The sequence below is a fragment of the Streptohalobacillus salinus genome, from assembly GCF_003201605.1.
Lineage (GTDB): Bacteria > Bacillota > Bacilli > Bacillales > Amphibacillaceae > Streptohalobacillus > Streptohalobacillus salinus.
This window is the reverse complement of sequence record NZ_QJJR01000003.1, coordinates 76,645-103,542: the sequence shown is the minus strand read 5'-3', so window position 1 is coordinate 103,542 and position 26,898 is coordinate 76,645. Positions and strand designations below refer to the sequence as shown.

At 41.1% G+C, this 26,898-nt stretch carries 23 protein-coding genes; 20 read left to right on the top strand and 3 right to left on the bottom strand.

Going from position 1 to position 26,898, the window contains the following annotated elements; translation table 11 throughout:
• The first annotated feature begins 214 nt into the window (after nucleotides 1-214).
• Nucleotides 215-1,198, top strand: coding sequence for a phosphate acetyltransferase (pta, locus tag DES38_RS03510; RefSeq protein ID WP_110250712.1), 984 nt, complete (start codon nucleotides 215-217; stop codon nucleotides 1,196-1,198).
• Nucleotides 1,199-1,251: 53 nt separating this feature from the next.
• On the opposite strand, the gene DES38_RS03505 is transcribed toward pta, so the two are convergent.
• Complete coding sequence (locus DES38_RS03505; protein ID WP_110250711.1) at nucleotides 1,252-2,082, bottom strand: lipoate--protein ligase family protein; 831 nt, start codon at nucleotides 2,080-2,082, stop codon at nucleotides 1,252-1,254.
• Between the two features lie 107 nt (nucleotides 2,083-2,189).
• Here DES38_RS03505 and DES38_RS03500 point away from each other — a divergent pair, with 107 nt between their 5' ends.
• A complete protein-coding gene (locus tag DES38_RS03500; protein ID WP_110250710.1) occupies nucleotides 2,190-3,488 on the top strand; it encodes an HD domain-containing protein in 1,299 nt (432 codons plus the stop codon).
• Nucleotides 3,489-3,603: 115 nt separating this feature from the next.
• On the opposite strand, the gene DES38_RS03495 is transcribed toward DES38_RS03500, so the two are convergent.
• Nucleotides 3,604-3,906 carry a hypothetical protein gene (locus tag DES38_RS03495; protein ID WP_110250709.1) on the bottom strand — a complete coding sequence of 101 codons (303 nt, stop codon included), beginning with the start codon at nucleotides 3,904-3,906 and terminating at the stop codon, nucleotides 3,604-3,606.
• A gap of 220 nt (nucleotides 3,907-4,126) precedes the next feature.
• On the opposite strand from DES38_RS03495, the gene DES38_RS03490 reads away from it, so the two are divergent.
• Nucleotides 4,127-6,058 carry a fructose-1,6-bisphosphatase gene (locus DES38_RS03490; protein WP_110250708.1) on the top strand — a complete coding sequence of 644 codons (1,932 nt, stop codon included), beginning with the start codon at nucleotides 4,127-4,129 and terminating at the stop codon, nucleotides 6,056-6,058.
• Nucleotides 6,059-6,192: 134 nt separating this feature from the next.
• On the opposite strand, the gene DES38_RS03485 is transcribed toward DES38_RS03490, so the two are convergent.
• Nucleotides 6,193-6,381, bottom strand: a complete 189-nt coding sequence (locus DES38_RS03485) for a 2-hydroxymuconate tautomerase (RefSeq protein WP_110250707.1) — start codon at nucleotides 6,379-6,381, stop codon at nucleotides 6,193-6,195.
• Nucleotides 6,382-6,610: 229 nt separating this feature from the next.
• Between DES38_RS03485 and DES38_RS03480 the strand changes: the two genes are divergently transcribed.
• From DES38_RS03480 to DES38_RS03400, 17 genes are all read left to right on the top strand, one after another.
• On the top strand, nucleotides 6,611-8,512 hold the full coding sequence (locus DES38_RS03480; RefSeq protein WP_110250706.1) for a DUF7305 domain-containing protein: 1,902 nt from the start codon (nucleotides 6,611-6,613) through the stop codon (nucleotides 8,510-8,512).
• A gap of 268 nt (nucleotides 8,513-8,780) precedes the next feature.
• Nucleotides 8,781-9,602, top strand: coding sequence for a polyamine aminopropyltransferase (speE, locus tag DES38_RS03475; RefSeq protein WP_110250705.1), 822 nt, complete (start codon nucleotides 8,781-8,783; stop codon nucleotides 9,600-9,602).
• 12 nt (nucleotides 9,603-9,614) lie between these two features.
• Nucleotides 9,615-10,487, top strand: coding sequence for an agmatinase (speB, locus tag DES38_RS03470; protein ID WP_110250704.1), 873 nt, complete (start codon nucleotides 9,615-9,617; stop codon nucleotides 10,485-10,487).
• Nucleotides 10,488-10,759: 272 nt separating this feature from the next.
• Nucleotides 10,760-11,194 carry a YwiB family protein gene (locus tag DES38_RS03465; protein WP_170114319.1) on the top strand — a complete coding sequence of 145 codons (435 nt, stop codon included), beginning with the start codon at nucleotides 10,760-10,762 and terminating at the stop codon, nucleotides 11,192-11,194.
• The gene (gene argS / locus DES38_RS03460; RefSeq protein WP_110250702.1) at nucleotides 11,191-12,861 is read left to right on the top strand and encodes an arginine--tRNA ligase; all 1,671 of its coding nucleotides are present in this window, start codon (nucleotides 11,191-11,193) and stop codon (nucleotides 12,859-12,861) included. Before DES38_RS03465 ends, argS begins: the two co-directional genes overlap by 4 nt.
• Nucleotides 12,862-12,986: 125 nt before the next feature.
• Nucleotides 12,987-13,727 (top strand): plasmid pRiA4b ORF-3 family protein, encoded by a 741-nt coding sequence (locus DES38_RS03455; RefSeq protein ID WP_110250701.1) that lies wholly within the window; start codon nucleotides 12,987-12,989, stop codon nucleotides 13,725-13,727.
• 204 nt (nucleotides 13,728-13,931) lie between these two features.
• Nucleotides 13,932-14,519, top strand: a complete 588-nt coding sequence (locus tag DES38_RS03450) for a P-loop nucleotide/nucleoside kinase family protein (RefSeq protein WP_110250700.1) — start codon at nucleotides 13,932-13,934, stop codon at nucleotides 14,517-14,519.
• Nucleotides 14,520-14,665: 146 nt separating this feature from the next.
• Nucleotides 14,666-15,235, top strand: coding sequence for a DNA-directed RNA polymerase subunit delta (rpoE, locus tag DES38_RS03445; protein ID WP_110250699.1), 570 nt, complete (start codon nucleotides 14,666-14,668; stop codon nucleotides 15,233-15,235).
• A gap of 294 nt (nucleotides 15,236-15,529) precedes the next feature.
• Nucleotides 15,530-17,125: a CTP synthase gene (locus DES38_RS03440; RefSeq protein ID WP_110250698.1), complete on the top strand. Its 1,596-nt coding sequence runs from the start codon at nucleotides 15,530-15,532 to the stop codon at nucleotides 17,123-17,125.
• 497 nt (nucleotides 17,126-17,622) lie between these two features.
• The gene (gene fba / locus DES38_RS03435; protein ID WP_110250697.1) at nucleotides 17,623-18,477 is read left to right on the top strand and encodes a class II fructose-1,6-bisphosphate aldolase; all 855 of its coding nucleotides are present in this window, start codon (nucleotides 17,623-17,625) and stop codon (nucleotides 18,475-18,477) included.
• 478 nt (nucleotides 18,478-18,955) lie between these two features.
• Nucleotides 18,956-20,242 carry a UDP-N-acetylglucosamine 1-carboxyvinyltransferase gene (locus DES38_RS03430; protein ID WP_110250696.1) on the top strand — a complete coding sequence of 429 codons (1,287 nt, stop codon included), beginning with the start codon at nucleotides 18,956-18,958 and terminating at the stop codon, nucleotides 20,240-20,242.
• Nucleotides 20,243-20,635: 393 nt separating this feature from the next.
• The gene (gene rho / locus DES38_RS03425; protein ID WP_110250695.1) at nucleotides 20,636-21,910 is read left to right on the top strand and encodes a transcription termination factor Rho; all 1,275 of its coding nucleotides are present in this window, start codon (nucleotides 20,636-20,638) and stop codon (nucleotides 21,908-21,910) included.
• Between the two features lie 177 nt (nucleotides 21,911-22,087).
• On the top strand, nucleotides 22,088-22,333 hold the full coding sequence (locus tag DES38_RS03420; RefSeq protein ID WP_110250694.1) for a type B 50S ribosomal protein L31: 246 nt from the start codon (nucleotides 22,088-22,090) through the stop codon (nucleotides 22,331-22,333).
• A 154-nt stretch (nucleotides 22,334-22,487) separates the two neighbouring features.
• On the top strand, nucleotides 22,488-23,102 hold the full coding sequence (locus DES38_RS03415) for a thymidine kinase (protein ID WP_110250693.1): 615 nt from the start codon (nucleotides 22,488-22,490) through the stop codon (nucleotides 23,100-23,102).
• 455 nt (nucleotides 23,103-23,557) lie between these two features.
• The gene (gene prfA / locus DES38_RS03410; protein WP_110250692.1) at nucleotides 23,558-24,628 is read left to right on the top strand and encodes a peptide chain release factor 1; all 1,071 of its coding nucleotides are present in this window, start codon (nucleotides 23,558-23,560) and stop codon (nucleotides 24,626-24,628) included.
• A gap of 1 nt (nucleotide 24,629) precedes the next feature.
• Entirely contained in the window at nucleotides 24,630-25,496 is an 867-nt protein-coding gene (prmC, locus tag DES38_RS03405) for a peptide chain release factor N(5)-glutamine methyltransferase (RefSeq protein ID WP_110250691.1), read from the top strand.
• Between the two features lie 236 nt (nucleotides 25,497-25,732).
• Nucleotides 25,733-26,752 (top strand): L-threonylcarbamoyladenylate synthase, encoded by a 1,020-nt coding sequence (locus DES38_RS03400; protein WP_110250690.1) that lies wholly within the window; start codon nucleotides 25,733-25,735, stop codon nucleotides 26,750-26,752.
• The last annotated feature ends 146 nt before the right edge of the window (nucleotides 26,753-26,898 follow it).

Here is a 26,898-nt window from a genome sequence, read left to right as displayed (position 1 = left end):
ATGAGTAAAGGTCGGCGGATGACATTCCTATGTGGAGGTGGCTGTTTGCTAGTGCATGAAAGAAGAATGAGGGATATATTGACAGCGTTTTCGGATAAAATGTGAACAAATTTTAACGGTTTGGAAAAGAATTTTAGAAAATAAGCCGTAACTCTTTAAATTAAACAGGAAAAGTCGTATTATTATAACAGAATAACTTTTGGAGGTAATTATAATGAGTAACTTATTCGATACATTGAAAGACCAATTAGCCGGAAACATTAAGAAAATTGTATTCCCAGAAGGTTCAGACGACCGTATTTTAGAAGCTGCTAGTAAACTTGCTGCTGAAGGAATTGTTACACCTGTACTAGTGGGTGACAGAAGTAAATTAGAACAGCAAGCGTTAGAATTAAACTCAACGTTAAACAATTGTGAGGTTGTAAACCCAGAAGATTATGACGACTTTGACGCGATGGTTGAAAGCTTTGTTGAACGCCGTAAGGGTAAAGCAACGGAAGAAGAAGCGCGTAAAATACTAAAAGATATGAATTACTTTGGAACGATGCTCGTTTATATGGGAAAAGCTGATGGACTTGTCAGTGGGGCAGTGAACTCTACTGCAAAAACCGTCCGACCAGCTCTACAAATTATTAAAACACGTCCAGGAATCAAGAAAACATCAGGTGTCTTTATTATGGTACGTGAAGAAGAAAAATATGTCTTTGCAGATTGTGCGATTAACATTGCGCCAAACAGTCAAGACCTGGCGGAGATTGCGATTGCTTCAGCTGAAACAGCTGAAATGTTTGATATCGACCCTCGTGTTGCGATGTTAAGCTTCTCAACTAAAGGTTCAGCCCAGTCAGAAGAGACCGAAAAAGTTTCTGAAGCTGTTAGAATCGCTAAAGAAATGGCGCCTGAACTTGTTTTAGACGGCGAATTCCAATTTGACGCAGCCTTTGTACCAAGTGTGGCAGAGAAAAAAGCGCCAGACTCAGAAATTCAAGGTGACGCGAACGTGTTTGTCTTCCCTGGTCTAGAGGCAGGTAACATTGGTTACAAAATTGCGCAACGTTTAGGGAACTATGATGCGGTAGGTCCGATCTTACAAGGATTAAATGCACCAGTGAATGATTTATCGCGTGGTTGTAATGCGGATGATGTTTATAAATTAGCGATTATCACGGCAGCGCAAGCAAACCATGCTGAAGACTAAGCAACTGTAAGTGAATGACGTGAGACACGAAAAAAGCACATTGGCGGACCTCCTCAAAAGAGGTCGCCAAGTGCTTTTTTGTTGCGGTCAATCATTTGTTGTTCACGTTTGTTAAAGTAGGTCAGCTCATCCGCTGTTAATTCACCGGGGACTAAGTGAAAGTCAGCGGTTAAGACGTTGGTTATCCGCGTCATAACGTCATCGATCGAAAGATCAATTGCGAGTAAAGTGGCGAGTGCCTCCATTGTATCGGGTTGGATCGTTGGATAGGTAAACTTTGTCGCTTGCCCGTTAATGCCCAGTTGATAAAACTGTTTGATAAGTTTTGCGCGCGCTTGATGATCAGGGGTAATTGCTAAATAGATCTGTACGCTAATCCCGTTTTTTACGCGACGTTGAGAAATGCCAGCAAACTTCTTCCCGTTGATACTCAAGTCGTAGTCGCCTGGACAATAAGAGCCAACCACTTCAAATGCTTCAATCTGTTCTGTCCAAGGACGGAAAATTTCTTTGACGAGTTGGACCATTTGCTCGTATCCGTCATGAATTGAAATCTGTTTAGCATCAGGCAGTAAAATAGAGATGCTTAAGACACCATCATCGGCGACGACGGCTAAACCACCCGAGTTTCTGACCACAACGTTATAGCCCTGTGACTTTAAGTGTTTCACCGCTGTTTCAAAATGGGGTAATTTTGTATCGGCAATGCCGAGGATAATGGTTTGGTCATGTGACCACAGACGGATTGCTTGCATGTTTGTTTCAGCGATCGATTCGATGAGTGCATCATCCAGTGCGAAAGACTGATAAGGTTGTCTATCGTTATGCGTGTCATTAAAAAAGCGCAAAGGCTGATCTTTAAATAAGTGTTGGTAAGCTTTCAAAACCTGATTCCTCCTGTTAATGGGTTATGTCTTTTAGATTTACTCTTTGTATTATATAATGATTAGATAAGATATGCGAGCGAACAAACCAAAAGGAGGGATGTTAGATGCGCTATCAAGACCAACAATTAGCAGAAGAAAAGGTATTTAAAGATCCTGTTCATCGATACATACATGTGCGTGACCAAATCATTTGGGATTTGATTGGTACGCGTGAATTTCAACGGCTACGCCGGATTAAACAATTAGGAACAACCTTTTTAACCTTTCACGGAGCGGAACATTCACGGTTCAACCATTCGTTAGGTGTCTACGAAATTGTTCGGCGGATAACTGAGAACTTTAAAGGGCGTGAGTATTGGCATGAAGATAAGCGTCTCTTAGTATTAGTCGCAAGCTTGTTGCACGATTTAGGACACGGGCCGTACTCGCATTCGTTTGAAAAGGTGTTTGGACTTGATCATGAGGAGTTCACAAGACAGATCATTGTTGGGGACACTGAGGTAAACCAAATTTTACGTAAAGTGGGTAGGGGATTTCCTGAAGAAGTGGCGAGTGTGATTGAGAAGACACATCCAGATAAATTAATCATTAGTATGATTTCCAGTCAAATTGATGCGGACCGGATGGATTATTTGTTGCGTGATGCCTACTTTACCGGTGTCAGTTATGGTCATTTTGATTTGGAACGCATTCTACGGGTGATGCGACCGACTAAAGATCAAGTTGTGGTAAAAACAAGTGGCATGCATGCGGTTGAAGATTACATTATGAGCCGGTATCAAATGTACTGGCAAGTATACTTTCATCCGGTTAGCCGAAGCGCGGAAGTGATTTTAACGAAAATATTTAAACGTGTTAAAGTGTTGTGCGCAGCGAACTACAGCTTTAAACAAGCACCCACCCACTTTTTAAGTTTCTTAGAGGGAGATGTGACCGTTGACGATTACATTAATCTTGATGAAACGATTGTTATGTATTACTTCCAAATGTGGCGTGACGAAGAAGACCCGATCTTAAGTGACTTGTGTGATCGGTTTACAAACCGAAAGCTATTCAAGTTTGTTGATTTCCATCACGCATTTGATGCGAAGGATTGGATGGAACTCTATGCGGCATTTAAAGCGATTGGTTTAGATCCAGATTATTATTTAATCGAAGATTCCACGTCTGACTTACCTTATGATTTTTATCGCCCCGGCGAAGAAGGTGTGAAATTACCGATTTACTTATTGAAACCGACGAACGATCAAATTGAGCTTTCACGATATTCAGACATTGTCGAGGCGATTTCAGGGAAAAAGCGTTCAGATCATAAATTATACTATCCACGTGAGATCATTGAACGCTTGCCAGATGACAACAAGGCTAAACAAACGATTCAAAAATATTTGAAGTTTAACTAAGAGAAGCGATGACTGAGACCAGTCATCGCTTCTTTTGAAACGGCTTCGGTTATCACGCGATCGATGATACGTGTTAAAAAAAAGGTCCTTTATCGTTTGTATCGAAGAAATCGGTCTACTGCGCCCCGTCTTCGTAGAATTGATGCCACTTTTTCATCGGCTCGAGTATGTGCTCATCAATGATTGGGTTAACGAGCGATGTCGCTTGGGTTTCGATGAATTCCGCCATCCATTTATGTTGTGTAACCGCATGACCATAGTTAAACGACTTTTCCGAGAGCAAATGCACCGGGTTATAATGCGCACGTAAGTGAGTAATCGCAGTCCAGACATGTTCTTTGTTGTTGCCTTTAACAATTAAATAATGAAAAGCTTTATCGCGTGTATTCAATACTTGTTCCGAGCCATTACGTTTCAACAGCGACTCTTCTTTTAAGAAATAATTGCATTTGAAATGATTAAAGAATAACACTTCATATTGATAATGGTTAGATTGAAAAAGCGAGAGAAAAAAACAGAAAATTAAAATAAAAATGATTTAATAAGCGGTAGTCACTTTCAATATGACCGAATAACCGCTAAGATGGGGATAATCAAGTCGAAAAAAACGTGAGCTTAATAAGGGGGATATCGAGGAAATGGAGAAGAAATATCTCGATTTATTAAAAGAAAAGTATGATACTGAAGAAAAGGTTGCGACAGAAATCATCAACCTCGAAGCGATTTTAAATTTACCAAAAGGGACTGAACACTTCGTTAGTGATTTGCACGGTGAGTATCAGGCGTTTTCGCATGTCCTACGCAATGGCTCAGGAAAAGTAAAAGAAAAGATTACCGATCTGTATGGTGGAAAGTTAGTAAAAGATGAGATTGATACGTTTAGTGCTCTTGTTTACTACCCAGAAGAAAAACTGAAACGGATTAAACAAAGTTTTAACTCAAGTGAAGCGTTAAATGATTGGTATGAAGTCATCATTGAACGCTTGGTGCACTTGGTGCACTATAGTTCATCAAAATACACGCGGTCCAAATTGAGAAAAGCCTTACCGCCACATTTTATTTATATCGTTGAAGAACTCCTTTATAAAGTCGATCTGTTGGACAACAAAAAATCTTATTATAAAAAGATTGTTCAAGAAATCATCTCGCTTAATCAAGTTGATAAATTAATCATTGGTCTTTGTTATACCGTGCAACGCTTAGTTGTTGATCACTTACATGTCGTAGGTGATATATATGACCGGGGACCGAAGCCTGATAAAATAATGGAGACATTGATTAATCATCATTCCGTTGATATCCAGTGGGGGAATCATGATGTGTTATGGCTCGGCGCCTTTAGTGGATCAAAGGTTTGTCTTGCAAATATTTTGCGGATCTGTGCACGCTACAATAACCTTGCTATTATCGAAGATGTCTACGGGATTAACTTGCGTCCCTTACAAAATTTAGCGGATAAATATTATGATGATCATGTTAATTTCCAACCGAAGCTACAAGCGGGGGAAACGCTCAGTGAAGCGGAGTTTTTAGAGATTACCAAAATGCATCAAGCAATTGCGATGATTCAATTTAAATTAGAAATACCAATCATTAAACGGCGTAAAGACTTCAATATGGGACACCGGACCATGCTTGATTTTGTCGATTATGAGACAGAAACGATTCAGATTAACGGAAAAGACTATCCATTAATTGATCCCTGTTTTCAGACGGTCAACCCTAAAAACCCGGAACAGTTAACCGATGAAGAACAACATGTGATCGATAAGTTATTGTTTAGCATTCAACATTCTGAGAAGTTAAAACGGCACATGGATTTTCTGATGAAAAAAGGGAGTTTTTACGGGCGTTACAATGGTAACTTATTGATTCATGGTTGTGTTCCCCTAGACCAAGACGGAAACTTAGAAGCAATGACCATTGACAATGAAGCTTATCAGGGACGTGACTTACTTGATTTATTTGAGACCACCTTGAGACATTGCTACAAGCGAAAAAAAGTCATTGATGACTTTGATACGGACTTGGTTTGGTACATGTGGACCGGGGAACATTCCTCACTATTTGGGAAGAAAGAAATGACGACGTTTGAGCGCTATTTTATCGAAGACACGGCGACACATAAAGAAAGGAAAAATCCGTATTACTACATGCGCGAAGATGAGGACGTTTGTCGCCGGATTTTGACAGCTTTTGATTTAGACCCAGATCTCGGTCATATCATTAATGGACATACCCCGGTCAAGGAAATTGAAGGAGAAAACCCGATTAAAGCAAATGGTAAAATGATTGTGATCGACGGGGGATTTTCGAAAGCGTATCAAAAAACGACGGGGATTGCAGGGTATACATTGGTCTATAATTCTTATGGCATTCAGTTGGTCGCCCATCAATACTTTCACTCAAAACAAGAAGTGATCGAAAACGGCACCGACGTCTTAAGTGTTAAGCGCCTCGTTGATAAGGAATTACGGCGCAAACAAGTACGTGAGACGAATATTGGCACGCAGTTGATTAAAGATATTTCATTTTTAAAGCAACTGTTAGCGACCCGTTATTTGCAGTAACAAAGCAGTAAAGCTGTAGCGGCAGATAACAACGAACATATTAATCCAAACGAAAAAGAGCCTAACGGGTAAAGGACAGGAACGAGCTGTCATTCACGTTAGGCTTCTTTACAAATGATTGAGGTGAAAAAGTGTTAGTCTAAATCACTTAGTCGTACACCACCAACGGCATACTCGGATTTTTTCATATCTTCTAAGAACACAACGACTTTCTCGCGACTTGCGCCGGTTGTTTCGACAATCGCATCGGTTACTTTTTCAACGCAGGCTCGTTTTTGTTCATCGGTCCGTCCTTCTAACATTTTTACTGTGACATATGGCATCGTTACACCTCGCTTTATGATTAGATTGGAAATCGACTTAGTTTTAAGTTTACGCTAATTTTTGTGTGGGTGCAAAGAGTAAGTTAATTGAGAGGTTACGAAATACAAAGGTTAAAGAGACGAATGAATCCTAGTTAGATATCTTCACGGGATATGGTAATATGAAAGCATAGCATTGAATAAAGTAAAACAAGTAAGTGAGACTTTCTAAATAAAGGAGCCGGTCAAGATGTTCAAAGATATGTGGTCTAATGAAGATGGGATGGCTTTGATATTTACCTTACTAACATTTGTGGTGTTGTCCGTTCTTGGAACAGCTATTTTTAGTTTGACTGTATCAAATGTGAACTTAACCAAAGCAACTACCACACATGAAAGTACATTTTATATCTCGGAAGCAGGCTCAAATCAATCGTTAGCCTTGATAAAGGCAAAGGTTAAGCAACTATCGACACATTCGCTCTCTCACGACGCGTTCTTTAGTCAGCTTAATCATTATGTTCAAACTGAAATAAACGGTGAGATGACGACATTTGAACCGAATGGTGGTGAACAGCCGAGGGCGGAAATGAATGTTGGAATTGGAGCTGTTGCCGAGCGGATGGTGGGTAATTATAGTGAACGAACGACAGGTTATACGCTTGAATCCACAGGTGAAATTGGAGCTGCTGACCGAACAATTGAAACGCGTTTTGATATTTCGCACCGCATTCAAGTCGCTTCGTCCACAGGCGGGGCACCACTCGATTATTTGTTATATAGTGGTTCGAATCATCAATTGGATCTTACCGGTGGTGGCTACTTTGAAGGTGATGTGTATGCGAAAGATGTTAATATCCGTGCATCAGGAACTGAATTGCATGGTTCAGTCATTTCAGAGCAATCGATTAAGATAAGTAGTGCTTCTAAAATATATGGTGATTTAGTTGCCTTAGGAGGTCATGTTAACCTCTCATCTAGTAACAACGAAGTAACGGGTGACATTCATGCGCGTGACTATGTGATGTTAAGTGACGGCACAGATGCACAGTCTATTTATAGTGGTAGCTACGTCGACTTAGTGGGAGCAAATGGAATTACCGGTGATATCAACGCAGGTGGGTATGTTAAGTTAGGTTATGGAGCAGTTACAAATAACATTTATGCGAATGGTGATCTTGATTGGCGCGGAGGAAATATTGTAAATGGAGACATACATGCAGTTGGAGATGTTGGCCTTACTTCTTCATCTTCAAGTAATATAAGCGTAAAAGGAAACACTTATACGGGTGGGGATTTTCGTGCGGGAGCTTACAATAATTTTCGCTTTGATGGCAGTGTCCATGCGGGAGGAGATATTGAAATTGGTACTGATAATATTATAAAAGGTGACGCGATAGCAGGAGGCGATATAACGGGACAGGGAACAGTAAACGGCTTACGTTCCTCAAGTGGCACACCAAACGTACCATTAGCACCAACTGCTCCTCAATTGTCAGAACACCGTATGGATGTGAGTGCGATTCCGTTAACTACATTTGAATATGGATCAAAAAAAACAAATATTAATCAAACCATCACGTTAGAACCTGGTGAATACGGGCGTGTGAAAATAAACGGACGAGGGCCACTTGTGTTGAAAAGTGGTAATTATTACTTTGAGAGCTTGTCCTCGGTTCCACATACTGGGGTGAAATTTGATATTACTGATGGGCCAATTAATGTGTTTGTCAATGGTGATGTGGCTATTAAAACCGATATGGAATTTTATGTAAAGAAAGGGGCTCGTGATGTTAAGGTTGACAATAATTTTGTCCGTACTCACCTTGATGAGGTGAAAAAATTTGCCGGAGAAATTTACTTTGAAACACATGGTAGCTTTACGTTACCTGAGAGCACAACGTTCATTGGTACAGTCATTGCTAATCAAAACTTTACCGCTGGTCATGCAGCAACATTAGTTGGTGCATTCGCGGTTAATCATGGAAAAATGGATATTCGAGATTATGGGCCAAACGTTTACTACGCCCCACCAAAAACTTCAGCAGGAGCCGCGCATGCAAATGGGACAGGGGCATCAACCGGTACTGGAGAAGGTGAAGTGTTACCACCAACAGCAATTTCTATTACATCAGCCACGACAGAACAGTAATTGAATCCTCTGGTAGGGATGTGGTTAGAATCTGTGTGACTTCAGTTATAAGTTTTTGACAATGCATTTAGCATGTTAGGTGAAGATGATCAATTAAAATCTTCTACTGAAATAGTAAAAGGCACTTGCTTTTTTTCGGAACTACTCTAAAATTATCTTGATTCCCTTCTTTTTAAGCGAGCTGATCGCTAGTGGTTAAGAAGGTGCATCTTAAATTAATAGCTGAGACCAAACAAGAAAACGTATAGGATAGAAGGAGAAGATAACTATGGATTTATGGTATACAGAAAAACAAACCGATGCCTTTGGTATTACGGCAAAGGTAAAACGCACATTAGATGAAAAACAAACGGATTTTCAAAAGCTTGATATGATTGAAACAGAAGAATGGGGCAACATGTTAGTCCTTGACGGAATGGTCATGACCACTGAACGTGATGAGTTCGTCTATCATGAGATGATTAGTCATGTGCCGTTATTCACCCACCCCAACCCGAAACAAGTGTTAGTTGTTGGTGGGGGTGACGGTGGTGTGATTCGTGAGGTGTTAAAACACCCGTCTGTTGAGAAAGCTGTTCTTGCGGAAATTGATGGTGATGTGATTGCATCGTCTAAGAAATACTTGCCAACCATTGCTGGGGCACTTGATGATCCGCGTGTCGATGTTCAAGTCGGTGATGGGTTTATGCATATCGCTGAAAGTGAGAATAAATACGATGTTATCCTAGTGGATTCAACTGAACCTGTCGGTCCAGCTGTTAATTTATTCACCAAGGGATTTTATGCGGGAATTAGTAAAGCACTGAAACCAGATGGTATTTTCGTTGCACAAACAGATAATCCGTGGTTTAAAGCCGACCTTATTAAAACGGTTCAACAAGATGTGAAAGAAATCTTCCCGAACACCAAACTTTATACCGCCAATATCCCGACCTATCCAAGTGGTTTGTGGACATTTACGATAGGTAGTAAAACGTATGATCCGATTGAAGATCAACGCACAGCTGAGATCGAAACAAAATATTATACGAAAGCTCTTCATGCAGCCAGCTTTGCTTTGCCGAAATTCGTTGAAGACTTAACGAAATAAGGGGGAGAAGTCATGCGCTTTGATGAAGCTTACTCAGGTAAAGTATTTATTGCCTCACGCCCCGATTATGACACCGCAGAAGCGGTACTGTTTGGGTTGCCCATGGACTGGACGGTTAGTTTTCGTCCGGGTTCACGGTTTGGTCCGAACCGTATTCGCGAAGTTTCAATCGGTCTTGAAGAATACAGCCCTTACTTAGATAAAGAGCTAACGGATATCAATTTTTTTGATGCAGGTGACATGCCCTTGCCATTTGGTAACCCGGCAAAGAGCGTGACTCTGATTCGTGAATATGTCGATCAGTTGCTTCGCGATAAAAAATTCCCGTTTGCGATGGGCGGCGAGCATTTGGTAACGTTACCGATTGTTCAAGCGGTTTTCCAACATCATCCTGACGTTTTATTACTGCATATTGATGCGCATACCGACCTTAGAGATGATTATGAGGGGGAAGCGTTGTCCCACTCGACACCGGTGAAAAAGATTGCGGAGATGATTGGACCGGAAAACGTCTATTCCTTCGGCATCCGTTCCGGGATGAAGGAAGAGTTTGCCTATGCAAAGGCAAGTGGTTTACATTTATACCGTGACCACGTTCTAGCCCCACTTAAAGAGGTGTTGCCATCACTCGCTGGTAAAACCGTGTATCTAACGGTTGATATCGACGTGTTAGACCCTGCCAGTGCACCGGGGACGGGTACACAGGAAATTGGTGGCATTACCTCAAAAGAGTTACTTGATGCCATTCATGCGATTGCAGCGTCTGATGTCAATGTTGTTGGTTGCGACCTTGTTGAAGTGTCGCCGCCCTATGACAACAGTGATCAAACCGCAATTGCTGCCAGTAAATACATTCGCGAAATGTTACTAGGGTTTATAAAATAACGGAAGCCACCCATCCTAATTGAGTATTGATTAGGATGGGTTTTTCATTCGTTGTTTGCTTTAGTAGCAACAGAAGTCAGCTATTTAAAGGGGTCGGTTGAAGTTGCATCAGCGACGTATTGCTTCATTAAAAATCGAATGTCGTTAACGAGCACAAGCGATGCAACCGAGGAAAATATGAAAACTCTTAGCGAAATCGTTGATTTTACTTGAGTTATTAACAAAATATTTCTATACTAAGGGGTATTGAAGAAATTAAAGGATGAATGGTGATGGAAGAGATAAAAGAAACGGTTGCGATTACGTTAGAAACAACGATTCGCGATGGAAAAGACCTACAAAAAGAAACAGTTAAAGCAGAAGCGTCGCTTTTGCAGACAGAAACGCATGCGATGGTTCAATTTAAACATGAGATGGAAGAGACAATTGTTGATACGGTTTTTATCATTAAGGCAGGAAAAGTGACCTTGAAACGAACAGGCGCATATCAGCTTACGCAACAGTTTAATCTTAACCGAAAAACAGAAAGTCATTATCGCCACCCTTACGGGAGCTTTAATTTAAGCACAGAAACTCAAAAGATTGATTTTATCCCGTTATCTAGTAGTGAAAGAGGAAGGCTAACGATGGATTATCAAACCGTCTTAAATGGTGAAACAAAACGGCGTCACACGTTAAGACTTATTATCGAGGAGGAACAAGCATGAGCATCGTTCAAGAAATGGAAGACCGGATTAAGTACGAAATTAAACAAGCGGTCATCACGGCAGGACTCGCAGAAGAAAATGACATCCCAGAGGTTATTTTAGAAAAGCCAAAAGATAAACAACATGGAGATTATGCAACAAATATCGCTATGCAGTTAGCACGGGTTGCAAAAAAAGCACCGCGTCAAATCGCTGAAGCAATTGTTGGAAACTTAGATCACGTCGAAGCATCAATCAATAAGGTTGATATTGCCGGACCGGGATTTATCAACTTCTTTGTCGATAAAAGTTATTTAACTCGGCTGATTCCGATGATCTTTACGGAAAAAGAAAACTACGGACGGACCAATGCAGCGCAAGGTGAAAAAGTTCAAGTGGAGTTTGTTTCGGCCAATCCGACCGGAGACTTACACTTAGGACATGCCCGTGGTGCCTCTGTTGGCGATTCGCTTTGCCGTCTACTGGACTGGGTGGGGTATGATGTCGAGCGTGAATATTACATTAACGATGCGGGTAATCAAATCAATAACTTGTCACTTTCAGTGGAAGCACGTTACATGCAGGCCTGTGGTGAAGATTACCCAATGCCTGAAGATGGTTATCATGGCAAAGACATCATTGGTATAGGTCAAACGTTACAAGAACGTCATGGCGATAAATTTGTTGAAATGGACCGGGAAGAACGTCTGCAATTCTTTAGAGAATATGGACTTAAGTTTGAACTGGATAAGTTAGCAACTGATTTAGCGGATTTTAGAGTGCACTTCGATCACTGGTTTAGTGAAACGTCTCTCTATGATGAGGGGAAAATCGTACCAACACTTGAGTTGTTAAAAGAAAAGGGCCACACCTATGAAAAAGATGGGGCAACGTGGTTTAACACGACGGCCTTTGGTGATGACAAAGACCGTGTCTTAATTAAAAATGATGGTTCTTATACCTACTTAACACCGGACATTAGCTACCATAAAAATAAATTAGACCGTGGCTTTAACAAACTCATCAACATTTGGGGAGCCGATCACCATGGCTATATTCCGCGGATGAAAGCAGCCATTGAAGCGCTTGGTTATGACCGGGACACGTTAGAAGTTGAGATTATCCAAATGGTCAGTTTGTTTGAAAACGGTGAGAAAGTTAAAATGAGTAAGCGGACGGGGAAAGCGGTCACCTTACGCGAATTAATGGAAGAAGTCGGTGTCGACGCCACCCGTTATTTCTTCGTGATGCGTTCAAGCGATGCGCAATTGGACTTCGATATGGATTTAGCACGGTCAGAATCAAATGAAAATCCTGTCTATTATGTTCAGTACGCCCATGCGCGGATTTGTACGTTATTGAAACAAGCAAATGAAAAAGGTTATGAAGCAGATCTTAATCATCTTGCAGATCATTTAATGACAGAGAAAGCGGAGGATTTATTGAAGCACTTAGGTGACTTCCCGCAAATTGTAACAGATGCAGCCTTTAACCGGACGCCGCACCGGATGACAAGCTATGTCTTTGAATTAGCGCAACTCCTGCATAGTTTCTATAACGCAGAAAAAGTACTCGATGATACCGATGTTGAAAAAACAAAAGCACGGCTTGCTTTGATGGAAGCCGTTCGGATCACGCTAGCAAATGCGCTATCAATTATTGGTGTAAGCGCACCGGAACAAATGTAAGAGCGACAATATAATGCGGGCCTGCCAGGATGGCAGGCCTTTATAGTTACCAGATCAGATCAGTAAGCGAGTAAGTATTTAAGGCAAGGTGGCAACAATAAAAACAAAAAGAAGGACGTGTGAAGATGAAAGCGTATATTCTAACGATTCATATGATTGATTCTGATCCTGTAGTGTGGCGGCGTGTAATTATGCCGGCGGGTGCAACGTTTAGGCGCCTCCATGACGTGATACAAAACGCCACGAATTTTCAAAGTGGTTATCCACATGAAGCCTATCACTTGTATTGTTTTGACTTACCAGAAGACAATCAACAAGTGACCAATGACGAGGAAGCTTACTTCGCGCACCAACATTATAAAAAGCATCCATCCGTTTATCAGGAGCGCTTGCAACGATTAGATGGTCAATCGTTACACTATGAAAAGCGCCGTCAAGAAAGACTAAAGGTCGAGGTTAGAAAACCTTCCGGTTTAAAAATTGATCGTTACTTAGAAAAGTATAAAAAAATAGCGTATCAGTATGATTTTGGTGAAGATTGGACGTTTTCAGTCACCTTAGAAGCAGTTGTAGAAGATTATCCGTTCGGGTTTGCCCAGTTAATCGCTGGTGAAGGAACCTCTCCCCCTGAAGATGTGGGTGGATGGGCTGGGTTTTATGAATTTCTTGAGGTCTATAGGCAACCCAATCATGTCGACTATGAGGAGCTAAAAGCTTGGGCAGCTAGTCAAGAATTTCATTGGTATAACCCGGCAAGAATTAATAAACGGCTAAAGTCTGTTCACTATCAGAAAACGGAGTGGAACAATATTGACCATACGAATTATGCGATAATTAAGGACAAGTATTTCTTCAATCACGATTGACAAGGGAGCGCCAGTTGAGAGACGTGTAAGCTCAGCTTCAGCGAACGGAGATAGACATGTTAATCACTGCCGGTTAGCAGGATAAGGCGCAAATGTTTAGAAATTCACCTGAAATTATTTGAATGCAGAAAAAACAGGTGCATTTTATGAATGTATACGTTAACATAGAAATTAATATATATTATACATAAGGGAGACGTTAAGATGCAGAAGCTCGTATTTTTTGTCGGCGTGGCCGGTACTGGGAAGACAACGGTCGCGATTGAAGCAATCAAACACACCCCTGCAGCATTTCTAGATCGTGATACTGTAGGTGGACGCTTTGTAGAAGCGTTTTTAGAAAAAGAAGGATTAGATCCTGATGACCGCGATTCAGAGTACTACAAGAAACACCTGCGTGATTTAGAGTACGACACAGCAAAGGATGTATGCATTGAAAATTTAAAAGTTGGGCAAGATGTTTTCATGATTTCACCATTTACTTCTGAGCTTAAAAATAAAGCATGGATCGAAGGCGTGTTGAGTGCAGCTGGAAAAACCAAAGCAGAAGTTGATGTGAAAGTTGTTGTCGTGGTGCTTGATGATATTGAACAACAACGCGAACGGATTGAGAGCCGTGGTACAGAACGTGATACGTGGAAATTAGAAAACTGGGATAGTTATGAAACACGCGTCAACTTCGTTCCAGAAATCAATTGGGAAATTCCTGAGTCGAGTATTTTAATCTTTGATAATTCGGGTGATTTAACGGAGAAGAAAGTAAAAGGCCTTGTTGATTTTATTAAAAACTAAAAAAACACACCTTTTTTTCAAGCAATTCAGTGGAATTGTTGCTTTTTATAGGTCATACTCTTATAATGTACTGGTGGTAAATAGGAAGCGAACTTATCAACCTGAATAAATGCAGGTGAATAATTGAAATAAAGGGAGTGTGCTCGGTGAGTGTTAAAGATATAAACCGTGATGAATTAAAAGAACGTTCAATGATTGAAATTGGCACAATGTTGTTGAAAGATGAAAAGAAGACAATGCATTATCGTACGCTTTTTGATCAAGTTGCAGAAATTAAAGGGTTTACCCAAGAACAAAAAGATTACCATATTGCTCAGTTTTATACAGATCTAAATTTAGACGGACGTTTCTTATTCTTAGGTCAAGGCGAATGGGGCTTAAAAGCTTGGTACCCAGTCGAACAGATTGATGAAGAAGTTACACAAGAACCGAAGAAAAAGAAGAAGAAGAAAAAGAAAGCAACCAAAAAAGAAGTAGCACCATCGATTGATGACGTTGATGAAGATTTGACTGAAATCCCACTTGGATTTATTGAAAAAGATTTATCGACAGATGATGACGACGACGATGACGATGATGATCTTGATTTAGATGACGATGATGATTTATTCGACGACGACGATGACGATGAAGATTATGACGATGATGATGACGACGATGACTCAGACAATGATGACGCAGATGACGATAAGGACACAAAGAAAGATACAAAGTAATGAATTAAGCTGTTAAAAGGTGTAGCCGCTATTGAGGTTGCATCTTTTTTTGTGTGATCTAGCACAAAAAGAGATCAATTTAAGATAAACTTGGTATCACTTACCCTCTTGCTTTTTTCGTCAGCTCACCGTAAAATTTTACTTGGGCTCGATAAATATCGAATAGCTAAACGTCCTCCTAATTGGGAGGGCGTTTTTTGATTTTTAGAGAATGATCGTCTCCTATGAAAGGGTTTATCTCGCGTAAATCGACAGGCAAGAAAAAGATAATAATAAATAAGGGAGCGGATGAACATGGCAAAGTTTATATTTGTAACTGGAGGCGTTGTGTCTTCAATAGGGAAAGGCATTGCGGCAGCATCACTGGGTCGCTTGTTAAAAAACAGAGGACTAAATGTAACGATTCAAAAATTTGATCCGTATATTAATGTTGACCCAGGAACGATGAGTCCCTATCAACACGGTGAAGTATTTGTGACAGATGATGGAGCAGAAACAGATTTAGATTTGGGTCACTATGAGCGTTTTATCGATATTAACTTATCGAAACTCTCAAACATTACCACCGGTAAGATATACTCAAGTGTTATTAGAAAAGAGCGACGTGGTGATTATTTAGGGGGAACGGTCCAAGTCATTCCTCATATCACCAATGAGATAAAAGAAAAGGTCTTCCAAACAGCAGAACAAACGGGAGCCGATGTCGTGATTACGGAAATTGGTGGCACCGTTGGCGATATCGAATCGTTACCATTCTTAGAAGCTATCCGTCAAATTAAATCAGACATTGGTAAAGACAATGTGATGTATATCCATACAACCCTTGTTCCTTATATTAAAGCAGCTGGTGAAATGAAAACAAAACCAACGCAGCACTCGGTTAAGGAATTACGTTCACTGGGTATTCAGCCAGATGTCATTATCTTACGTTCAGAAATGAATGTGACAGAAGAAATGAAAGAAAAGATTGCGCTATTTTGTGATATTGATGTAAAAAACGTGATTGAGTCAACCGATGCAGAGACACTGTACCATATCCCACTCGCGCTCCAAGCGCAAGGATTAGATCAAATTACATGTAATCACTTTAAGCTAAAAACACCTGAGCCAGACATGGTTAGCTGGAAAGCATTAGCGGAACAAGTGAAGAATTTGAAAAAGACGGTAACGATTGGACTTGTCGGAAAGTATGTTGAGTTACCTGATGCATATTTATCAGTCGTTGAAGCGCTAAAACATGCCGGCTATCCAAATGAAACGGACGTACAGGTGAAATGGATTCATGCGGATCATTTAACACGTGATAACATCAAAGAAGAAGTGAAAGATGTCGATGGTATTTTAGTTCCTGGTGGATTTGGTGACCGAGGGATTGAGGGTAAAATTGAAGCGATTCGTTACGCCCGAGAAGAAAAAATACCGTTCCTCGGTATTTGTTTAGGGATGCAGCTAGCGACGATAGAGTATGCTCGACATGTCCTTGATTTAGAAGGCGCTAACTCTTCAGAAATAAATCCAGCAACCCCGCATCCGATTATTGATTTATTACCAGAACAAAAAGATGTTGAGGATCTGGGTGGCACGTTAAGGCTCGGCATCTATCCCTGTCGATTAAAAGATGATACGAAAGTTAAAGCAGCCTACGGCAATGAAGACTTAGTCTACGAGCGTCATCGTCACCGTTATGAATTTAATAATGAGTACCGAGAAGCTATGGAAGCAGCTGGTTTTGTATTCTCTGGTACAAGTCCAGATGGTCGTTTAGTGGAGACGGTTGAAATTGCAGATCACCCATGGTTTGTGGCCTCGCAGTTCCACCCTGAGTTTAAGTCGCGTCCGAATCGGCCGCAAGAACTGTTTAAAGCGTACATCGATGCAATTGTCCAATAGCAGTAAATGCGTGAGGCAGACTAGATCCCTGTCTCACGCTTTTTTATGTCTGTCTTCTGTTGTAACTTGACGTTGGGAAGTTGCGACAAACCAGGCAAGGGAGGATGAGCGTAGGGGGAATCATTGCCGAATAAAGGTTATTGAAATTGTGACTGGTTCAAAAGATGAATAGATGAGTGTGTAACGAGAGCGATTAAAAATACATAGGCATTAAATAAATAATGATGAAAATAATATCGTTTTAGCAATACTTAATGATATGGAAGGTATAAAATATTCGGAAAATCGTCAAAAAATATCGAAAAAAGATAGAGTAAACGCTTACAAACGACCAGTTTCTGTTGCACCTTTTCGATTAAATTGGTATGCTTATAACGTAACCAATCAAGCGTTACATTTGACTGGCTATATAAGCATGTTCAGATATCAGTTAAGCAACGTGGTTTTTGAACCGGCTTTATAATTAAATATTTTTATATCCTTAAGGAGGAACATTCATGCCATTAGTATCAATGACGAAAATGTTAAACGAAGCAAACGGAAACGCGTATGCTGTAGGACAATTCAACATCAACAACCTAGAGTATATTCAAGCGATTCTTCAAGCTGCTGAAGAAGAGAAATCTCCAGTAATCTTAGGTGTTTCTGAAGGCGCAGCGAAATACATGGGTGGTTACACTGTTGTAACGGCTATGGTTAAAGCTGTAATGGAAGCGCAAGGTACAACTGTACCGGTAGCAATCCACTTAGATCACGGTTCAAGCTATGAGCAATGTGCGAAAGCAATTCAAGCTGGTTTCACGTCAGTAATGATCGATGCGTCTCACGACCCATTCGAAGAAAACATTGCAACAACTTCTAAAGTTGTAGAATTAGCACACTTCCACGGTGTATCTGTAGAAGCAGAACTTGGCACAGTTGGTGGACAAGAAGATGACGTTTCTGGTTCAATTATCTATGCTGACGCTAAAGAGTGTAAAGAAATGGTTGAGCGTACGGGTATTGATACATTAGCTCCTGCATTAGGTTCAGTACACGGTCCTTACCAAGGTGAGCCTAACTTAGGATTCAAAGAGATGGAAGCTATCAACACAATTGCTGGTGTTCCATTAGTATTACACGGTGGTACTGGTATTCCGACAAAAGATATCCAAAAAGCGATTTCTTACGGTACATCAAAAATCAACGTAAACACTGAAAACCAAATCCAACAAACGAAAAAGGTTCGTGAAGTATTATTAGCTAACCCTGATATGATCGATCCTCGTAAATATTTAGGACCATCACGCGACGCTATCAAAGAAACTGTAATTGGTAAAATGCGCGAATTCGGTTCTTCAAACAAAGCATAATTTTTATGCATGTCAAACAGTCTGCCTTTCGGGGTAGGCTGTTTTTTCATTTTATTTTTAATCAACCGGCTAACCTGTTGTGTAAGTGTTTCTTATAGATGGCCCAAACGGTACACATGAATTGATGGTTTTGAAAATAATCAGAAAGTAAGCCAGAAACGCCCTCCGATCACACCTTTTGATTGGGGGGCGTTTCAAATTCGCTTAGGGTTCGCTTGAATTGAATTAACGAGCCAAATGTGCTGAGAAAAGGTATGAGCCGTAGAAGAAAAGATATGACAATTTAATGCAATAAAATTAAATTTACATGAGAATACCGTCTTAAGGTAGATTCAAAAGGAATTTCTTTGTATAATGAGAATAACGTGCCGTTTACGCGCGAAATAGATTGTTTAGTAATTTATGATTTTTTAAGGACTTAATAGTTAAAATAAATAGCAACGGTGATTAATACTAAAATTAAAGTGGGGAATATACAATGCAAAAGTTATTTGTTGAAGGTGGGACTAAATTAAAGGGGCGCGTACATATCGGTGGAGCTAAAAATAGTGCGGTCGCTTTATTACCCGCAACAATTCTTGCCGATTCAGAAGTTGTCATTGAAGGTTTACCTAGTATTTCTGACGTTGAGACACTTAGTGCATTACTTGAAGAAATTGGTGGAACGGTCAAACGAGAAGATGGGAAAATAAGTATTGATCCATCTCAGATGACCTCAATGCCCTTACCGAACGGTAAGGTGAAGATGTTACGTGCCTCATATTATTTTATGGGGGCGATGCTTGGACGGTTTAAAAAGGCTGTAATCGGTCTACCTGGGGGTTGTCATTTAGGCCCGCGTCCGATTGATCAGCACATCAAAGGGTTTGAAGCGCTGGGTGCTGAAGTAACCAATGAACAAGGTGCGATTTACTTGCGTGCAGATGAGCTAAAAGGGGCACGGATTTATTTGGACGTGGTTAGTGTTGGGGCGACGATTAACATCATGCTGGCCGCTGTTCGAGCGACAGGGAAAACAGTGATCGAAAATGCAGCTAGAGAACCAGAAATTATTGATGTGGCCACCTTATTAACTTCGATGGGTGCAAAAATTAAAGGGGCAGGTACGGACGTGATTCGTATTGAAGGTGTCGACCAATTATCAGGCTGTACCCATACGATTATCCCTGACCGGATTGAAGCGGGGACTTATACAATTATGGCAGCAGCCCAAGGCGAAGAAGTGGTGATTGATAATGTCATCCCACAGCACTTAGAGCCGTTACTTGCGAAGCTGAGGGAAATGGGCGTTGAGATTGAAGAAGGGGAAGAACATTTAGTGATTCGTCCAAACGTGCCTTTAAAGGCTGTCGACATTAAGACATTGGTCCATCCAGGCTTCCCAACTGATTTACAACAACCGTTTACGTCGCTGCTGACTAAAGCAGAAGGGACCGCGATTGTTACTGACACGATTTATTCGGCACGCTTTAAACACATTGATGAACTAAGACGGATGAATGCGAAAATTAAAGTGGAGGGCGCGACGGCTGTTATTCAAGGGCCGGTGCAATTAGAAGGTGCGAAAGTACGAGCAACTGATCTGCGTGCGGGTGCGGCATTAATTATTGCTGGACTAATGGCTGAAGGTGTAACTGAGATAACGGGCCTTGAACATATTGATCGGGGTTATGAACAGTTAACAAGAAAACTCTCGAGTCTAGGTGCAAAGATTTGGCGTGAAGATATGACGCGTGAGGAAATTGAACAGTTTCAAAACACTTAAAAATTAAATAAGCAGGCTATGGATTTTTGATAAATATATGTTAAAATAAGCACAGCAGTAAACTGTGCTTATTTTACCGTGGTTAAGTTGACGATGAAATCCAATTTGTGAACATCCTCTAAGATACATGACCCCTTAAGCCAACCTTTACGAACATCGACTACATGAATCATTCAAGTAACTACTAAAATGAAACAGAAAATATACCGATATATTTAACGATACGGTCACGGCCCTTTATCACAGCAAAGCGCTGGATAACGAGGTGTGTCTTATTTCTTTTTAAGAGCGGTATTTATTTCGCTGAATAACGAGACCATCAATTACGCTAATGATTAACACTAACGTTCACAATGAACGCTAAATAAAATAGACAAGATAGGGTGAAGCAATGTGTCAGAAGTAACCATCACAGATTTAGAAGACATGACGCTAAAAGACTTGTATACGAAAGCGCGTGAATTTAAAGTCTCTTACTACGCCAAATTAACGAAGCGCGAGTTAGTCTTTGCGATTTTAAAGGCGCAAGCTGAGAAAAGTGGCTTTTTATTTATGGATGGCATTTTAGAAATCATTCCATCAGAAGGTTTTGGTTTCTTACGTCCCATCAATTATTCACCAAGTGCGGAAGATATTTATATATCTGCCTCGCAAATTCGTCGCTTCGACTTACGTAACGGTGATAAAGTATCTGGGAAAGTACGACCGCCAAAAGAAAATGAGCGCTACTACGGCTTATTGCATGTGGATATGGTTAATGGGGAAGACCCGGAAATGGCGAAAGAGCGTGTCCATTTCCCAGCTTTAACCGCTTTATACCCTGACCGATTAATGGGGTTAGAACAAGAAAAAAATCGCGTATCAACGCGGATTATGGATATGATTACACCGGTTGGTTTTGGTCAACGTGGTTTAATCGTTGCCCCGCCAAAAGCAGGTAAAACGGTCTTATTAAAAGAAATCGCGAATAGTATTAGTGAAAATCATCCTGATGTGAAATTAATCATTCTCTTGGTTGACGAACGACCAGAAGAAGTAACAGACATTGAGCGCTCGGTTGCGCCAGGTGTTGATGTGGTGTCTTCTACATTTGATGAGGTTCCAGAAAATCATATTAAAGTATCGGAACTTGTGCTTGAGCGTGCCATGCGTCTGGTAGAACACAAAAAAGATGTAGTGGTCTTAATGGATAGCATCACCCGTCTTGCCCGTGCTTATAACTTGGTTATTCCCCCAAGTGGACGGACCCTTTCAGGTGGGATTGATCCAGCTGCCTTCCACCGTCCCAAACGTTTCTTCGGGGCCGCACGTAACATTGAAGAAGGGGGTAGCTTCACGATCTTAGCGACAGCGCTTGTTGAGACGGGTTCGCGGATGGATGACGTGATCTATGAAGAGTTTAAAGGAACAGGTAATATGGAACTGCATCTTGATCGCAATTTAGCACAACGTCGGATTTTCCCGGCCATTGACCTATTGCGCTCCGGGACCAGACGTGAAGAGCTCTTACTTGATCAAGATAAGTTAGATGTGGTCTGGTCGATTCGTAAGGCGATGCAAGATTCACCAGACTTTATTGAACGTTTCTTACGTAAGTTAAAAGCAACGGATACGAATGCCGACTTTTATTTGCAACTCTATGAAGAGATGAAACGCAAACAAAAATAATTAAGTAAATGATAGAGCTGGATTGATAAAAGTTTAACTATTTCTATTGCATTGATTCCAGGAGACTGTTATAATCTTTACGTGTGAAAAGAGCAGAAAGACTGTATCCATGATATAGCTACTGCTTTAAAATTAACTCTGTTTCCAAGGGATTCAGGGCAGAAGGAGTGTAATAACATGAGAGAAGGCATTCATCCAGAATACCGCAAAGTTGTATTTCTTGATACAAGTTCTGAGTACAAATTCTTAACAGGATCAACAAAATCATCGTCTGAGACGATTGAATGGGAAGACGGTAACACGTACCCATTAATCCGCGTTGAGATTAGTTCAGATTCTCACCCATTCTACACAGGTAAGCAAAAAGCTGACAAAGCTGGCGGCCGTGTGGATCGCTTCAAGAAAAAATATAAACTTAACTAATTTGAAATTAGTGAGTAAAGAAGAGCCATCCTTTATCTTTAGGATGGCTTCTCTTAACGCAATTTGTCTTAATTAAACAGGCGCGGGTTTATCTGGCCTGTTTTTTATTTTTTATATAGATTTTTTCTTGAATTTTAAGGAGGTATCCTCGCTTATGTATATTATGAAGCAGAGTGGTTGGATTGAATTAATTTGTGGCAGCATGTTTTCCGGTAAATCAGAAGAGTTGATTCGTCGAATCAAACGCGCTACATATGGCAACTTGACGGTTCGTGTTTTTAAACCAGCGATTGATAAACGCTACCATGAGGAATCGGTTGTTTCACATAATGGGACGACGATTCTCGCGCGCCCTGTCGCAACGGCCTCTGAAATTATTGAACACATTGATGAAACGATTGATGTGATAGGGATTGATGAAATTCAGTTTTTTGATCAAGCGATTGTTGACATTGTTGATGAACTTGCTAACAAAGGTTACCGGGTCATTGTCGCTGGTCTCGATACAGACTTTCGTGGGGAACCTTTTGGGGTGATGCCTGAATTAATGACGAAAAGTGAAATCGTGACAAAATTGAATGCGATTTGTCCCCACTGTGGCTCACCAGCTAGCCGAACCCAACGCCTGATTGATGGGAAACCAGCCTCTTACGATGATCCGATTATTTTAGTCGGAGCAAGTGAATCGTATGAACCACGTTGTCGTCACTGTCACGACGTCCCAAATCGTCCGGTGAAACATAAAATTGAATCCACATGTCAAAAGTAACCGTAGACAAAAAGATCGACTGATATCTAAATAACGAAAAGGAAGCTAACCAGCGCTATAACATTATGCGGCCCGGTTAGCTTTCTTTTCTTGTCGGACAATAACGGATAAAGCGGTCGTGCAATAGATAAAAGATGAGGTTTAGCTAGTTGTCCACGACTCTAAAAGTAAGCAGCAGACACGCATGTAAAATCTCCTTCCATACGTTAACAGCTCTCGCATAAGTCCGGCAAGTAAGCCACGACTGGTTGTGGATAAACCGCCGTGCGATTGCAGCTGTTATTCACATGGGGATAACAGCTAAGCAAGCGGGAAGTTTCTATTTCTCAGCTTAACAACGGCAGATGGATGCGTGACGGTATCGAAGGCGGCGGCGATTGAAATCAAACTTTGACTAGCTTTACCGCCTGTTATATAATAATGGGTAGGACTTAAATCAAATGAGGTGGAAAGCCGTGTTAGATAAATTACAATCGTTAGAAGAACGTTATGAAAAACTAAATGAATTATTGAGTGATCCAGATGTGATTAGTGACACCAATAAACTAAGAGAGTATTCTAAAGAACAATCAGACTTGTCGGATATCGTGGCAACGTATCGTGAGTACAAAGATGTAAACGAACAGCTCCAAGGTGCGAAAGAAATGTTGCAGAGTGAAAAAGATAGCGACATGCGTGAAATGATTCAAATGGAAATAGATGAACTTGAGCCACAACTTCCAGCATTTGAAGAGAAATTAAAAGTGATGATGATACCGAAGGATCCGAATGATGACAAGAACGTAATCATGGAAATTCGCGGGGCAGCTGGTGGTGATGAGGCCGCTTTATTTGCCGGGGACTTATTTAAAATGTACACACGCTTTGCGGAAACAGAAGGTTGGAAAGTTGATGTGATGGAAGCGTCGCAATCCGATGTCGGTGGCTACAAAGAAGTAATTATTATGATCAACGGAAAAGGCGCATATTCTCGCTTGAAGTTTGAAAATGGGGCGCACCGTGTTCAGCGGGTACCAGAAACAGAATCAGGTGGACGTATTCATACCTCAACGGCGACAGTTGTCGCCCTGCCAGAAGCAGAAGAAGTAGAAGTGGACATTCATGAGAAAGATATTCGTGTCGATACCTTTACCTCTAGTGGACCTGGGGGACAAAGTGTTAACACGACCATGTCAGCGGTTCGGTTAACGCACGAACCTACAGGGACAGTCGTATCGATGCAAGATGAGAAATCACAAATCAAGAACAAAGAAAAAGCGATGAAGATTCTTCGTGCCCGTGTTTATGATAAATTTCAACGTGAAGTACAAGCAGAATATGACCAAAACCGTAAATCTGCCGTTGGAACGGGTGACCGTTCAGAGCGGATCCGTACTTACAATTTCCCACAAAACCGGGTGACCGATCACCGGATTGGTTTAACGATTCAAAAACTGGATCAAATTCTAGAAGGTAAACTCGGTGAGATTATTGATGCGTTAACGATGGAAGAACAAACAAGTAAAATGGATCAGCTTGGTGATTAAGATGACTGTAACCGTTCAAGAAGCCCTCAAACGGGCTTCTCTTTTTTTAACCAAACATCAGCGTGAAGAAAAAATAGCCGAAATTCTTTTGCGCCATCACTTACAGTTTAGTAAACTAGATTTATTGATGCACCTAAAAGATGTAATCACGGACGAACAATTCGCTTTAGTGATGAAGGATGTTGAACGTCATGCGCATACAGGTGTGCCGGTCCAACATTTAACTGGGGTCGAAACATTTTTCGGCCGTATCTTTAGCGTCTCTGATCAGGTCTTAATCCCGCGTCAAGAGACAGAAGAGCTTGTTCAAATGGTGCTTGAAATGGTATCGAAAGATCCAGTAGGCCTTCGCGTCGTAGATGTAGGTACGGGGAGTGGGGTAATTGCGATAACCTTAAAGAAAGAGTGCCCAGCACTTCAGGTAGAAGCAGCTGATATTTCAACAGATGCGCTAAAAATTGCCAAGCTGAATAGTCAACGTCTAGAGGCGGATATCCGTTTTGTTGAAAGTGATTTCTTATCGGCATGGTTACCTGAGCCCCATCAGGTGGACGTCGTTGTTTCCAATCCCCCTTATATCGCCTATCATGAAAAAGCGATGCTGAGTGATACAGTCCGGGATTTTGACCCGGAGCTAGCACTTTTTACTGAAGAAGAGGGGACTTATAGCTATCGTAAGATTATTAGCGAAGCAAAAACGGTTTTAAAAACAAAGGGTTTATTGGCGTTTGAGATTGGTTTTAGTCAAGGTGATAAAGTAGCCGCGCTCATTCGTGAGGTGTTTCCAGAGGCAGAGATTACGGTACGTCAAGATATGTTTGGTCGCGACCGTTTTGTTTTTGCAAGATTAGGGGTAACTAAACGGTAAGTGGTTTGTGAATAACCTGTGGTTAAGTTAGGACGTTACCCACATTTACATGAGAAAACGGGGATAACTGTGTGGATAAGTATAAGTTGCACGATGAAAATACTTGGGGATAACTATTTATGTGAAGCAAATATAAACAGATCATGTCACGCAGGTAAAAGCAAGCAAGCTTATCAACAATTTGTGGATAAATAGGGGAAAAGCTGTGTATAACGGCAAGGGAAGGTGTGAGAAAGATGCAGACTGCATTTCTACTTTGGAATGATGAGAATATTAAGGAAGCGGCCCAGTTTTTAAAGGCGCATGAAGTTGTGGCGTTTCCAACCGAGACGGTCTACGGACTTGGCGCAGATGCGACGAGTGAAATAGCCATTGATAAAATATTCAAAGCCAAAGGAAGACCATCGGATAATCCGTTAATTGTCCATTTAAGTAATGTTGAACAATTGGCGCAGTATGTTGAGACGATTCCTACTAAAGCACGGCTATTGATTGATGCCTTTATGCCGGGACCGTTAACGATTGTCTTAAAAAGTAATGGAACCATCGCCAAAAATGTGACAGCGGGTCTTGACACCGTCGGTGTCAGAATTCCTGATCATCCAGCAGCGAGGCAACTGATTGAAGCAGCTGGGCGACCAATTGCGGCACCAAGTGCTAACCTATCAGGGAAGCCTTCACCCACGAGTGCGGTCCATGTCTTTCAAGATCTAAACGGTAAAATTAAAGCGATTTTAGATGGCGGTCCAACTGGGGTTGGGGTGGAATCGACTGTTGTCGATTGTACCAAGGACGAACTAACAATATTACGTCCAGGTGGCGTGACGAAACAAGAATTAGAAACAGTCTTGCAGGAAGCGGTCATCGATTTGACAGAAGCAGAAACGAAGGTTGCCCCGAAATCACCGGGGATGAAATATACCCACTATGAACCAGAAGTCCCGTTAATTCTTATCGAGGGTGATGCGGCTTTTTTCGGTCAACAACTGCATAAGTATCAGCAAGAAGGTAAGAAAGTAGGCGTCCTTGTTAGTGAGGAATTAAGTCGTGAAATAGCGGCTGATGTTGTCGTCAGTTGTGGATCGCGCGAAGAAATAGCCTCGGTCGCAAACCAGCTGTACCAATCGCTGCGAACCTTTAAATCAAGCGATGTCGATATCATCCTTGCGGAGACCTTTAACGAAGATGGTGTGGGTCAAGCCGTGATGAACCGGTTAAGAAAAGCAGCCACCTACATCGCATTTCCGGATGCTTAAAGGCCAGGATATAATCAAACCTCTAAAGAGATAACGAATCGCTTATCTCTTTAGAGGTTTTTCGCGTTATCCACGGCTTGTCCACTTGTGGATAAAAATCAGAATCTTTTCACATTTGTAGTGGTGCATGAAAAAAAGCTATGTTA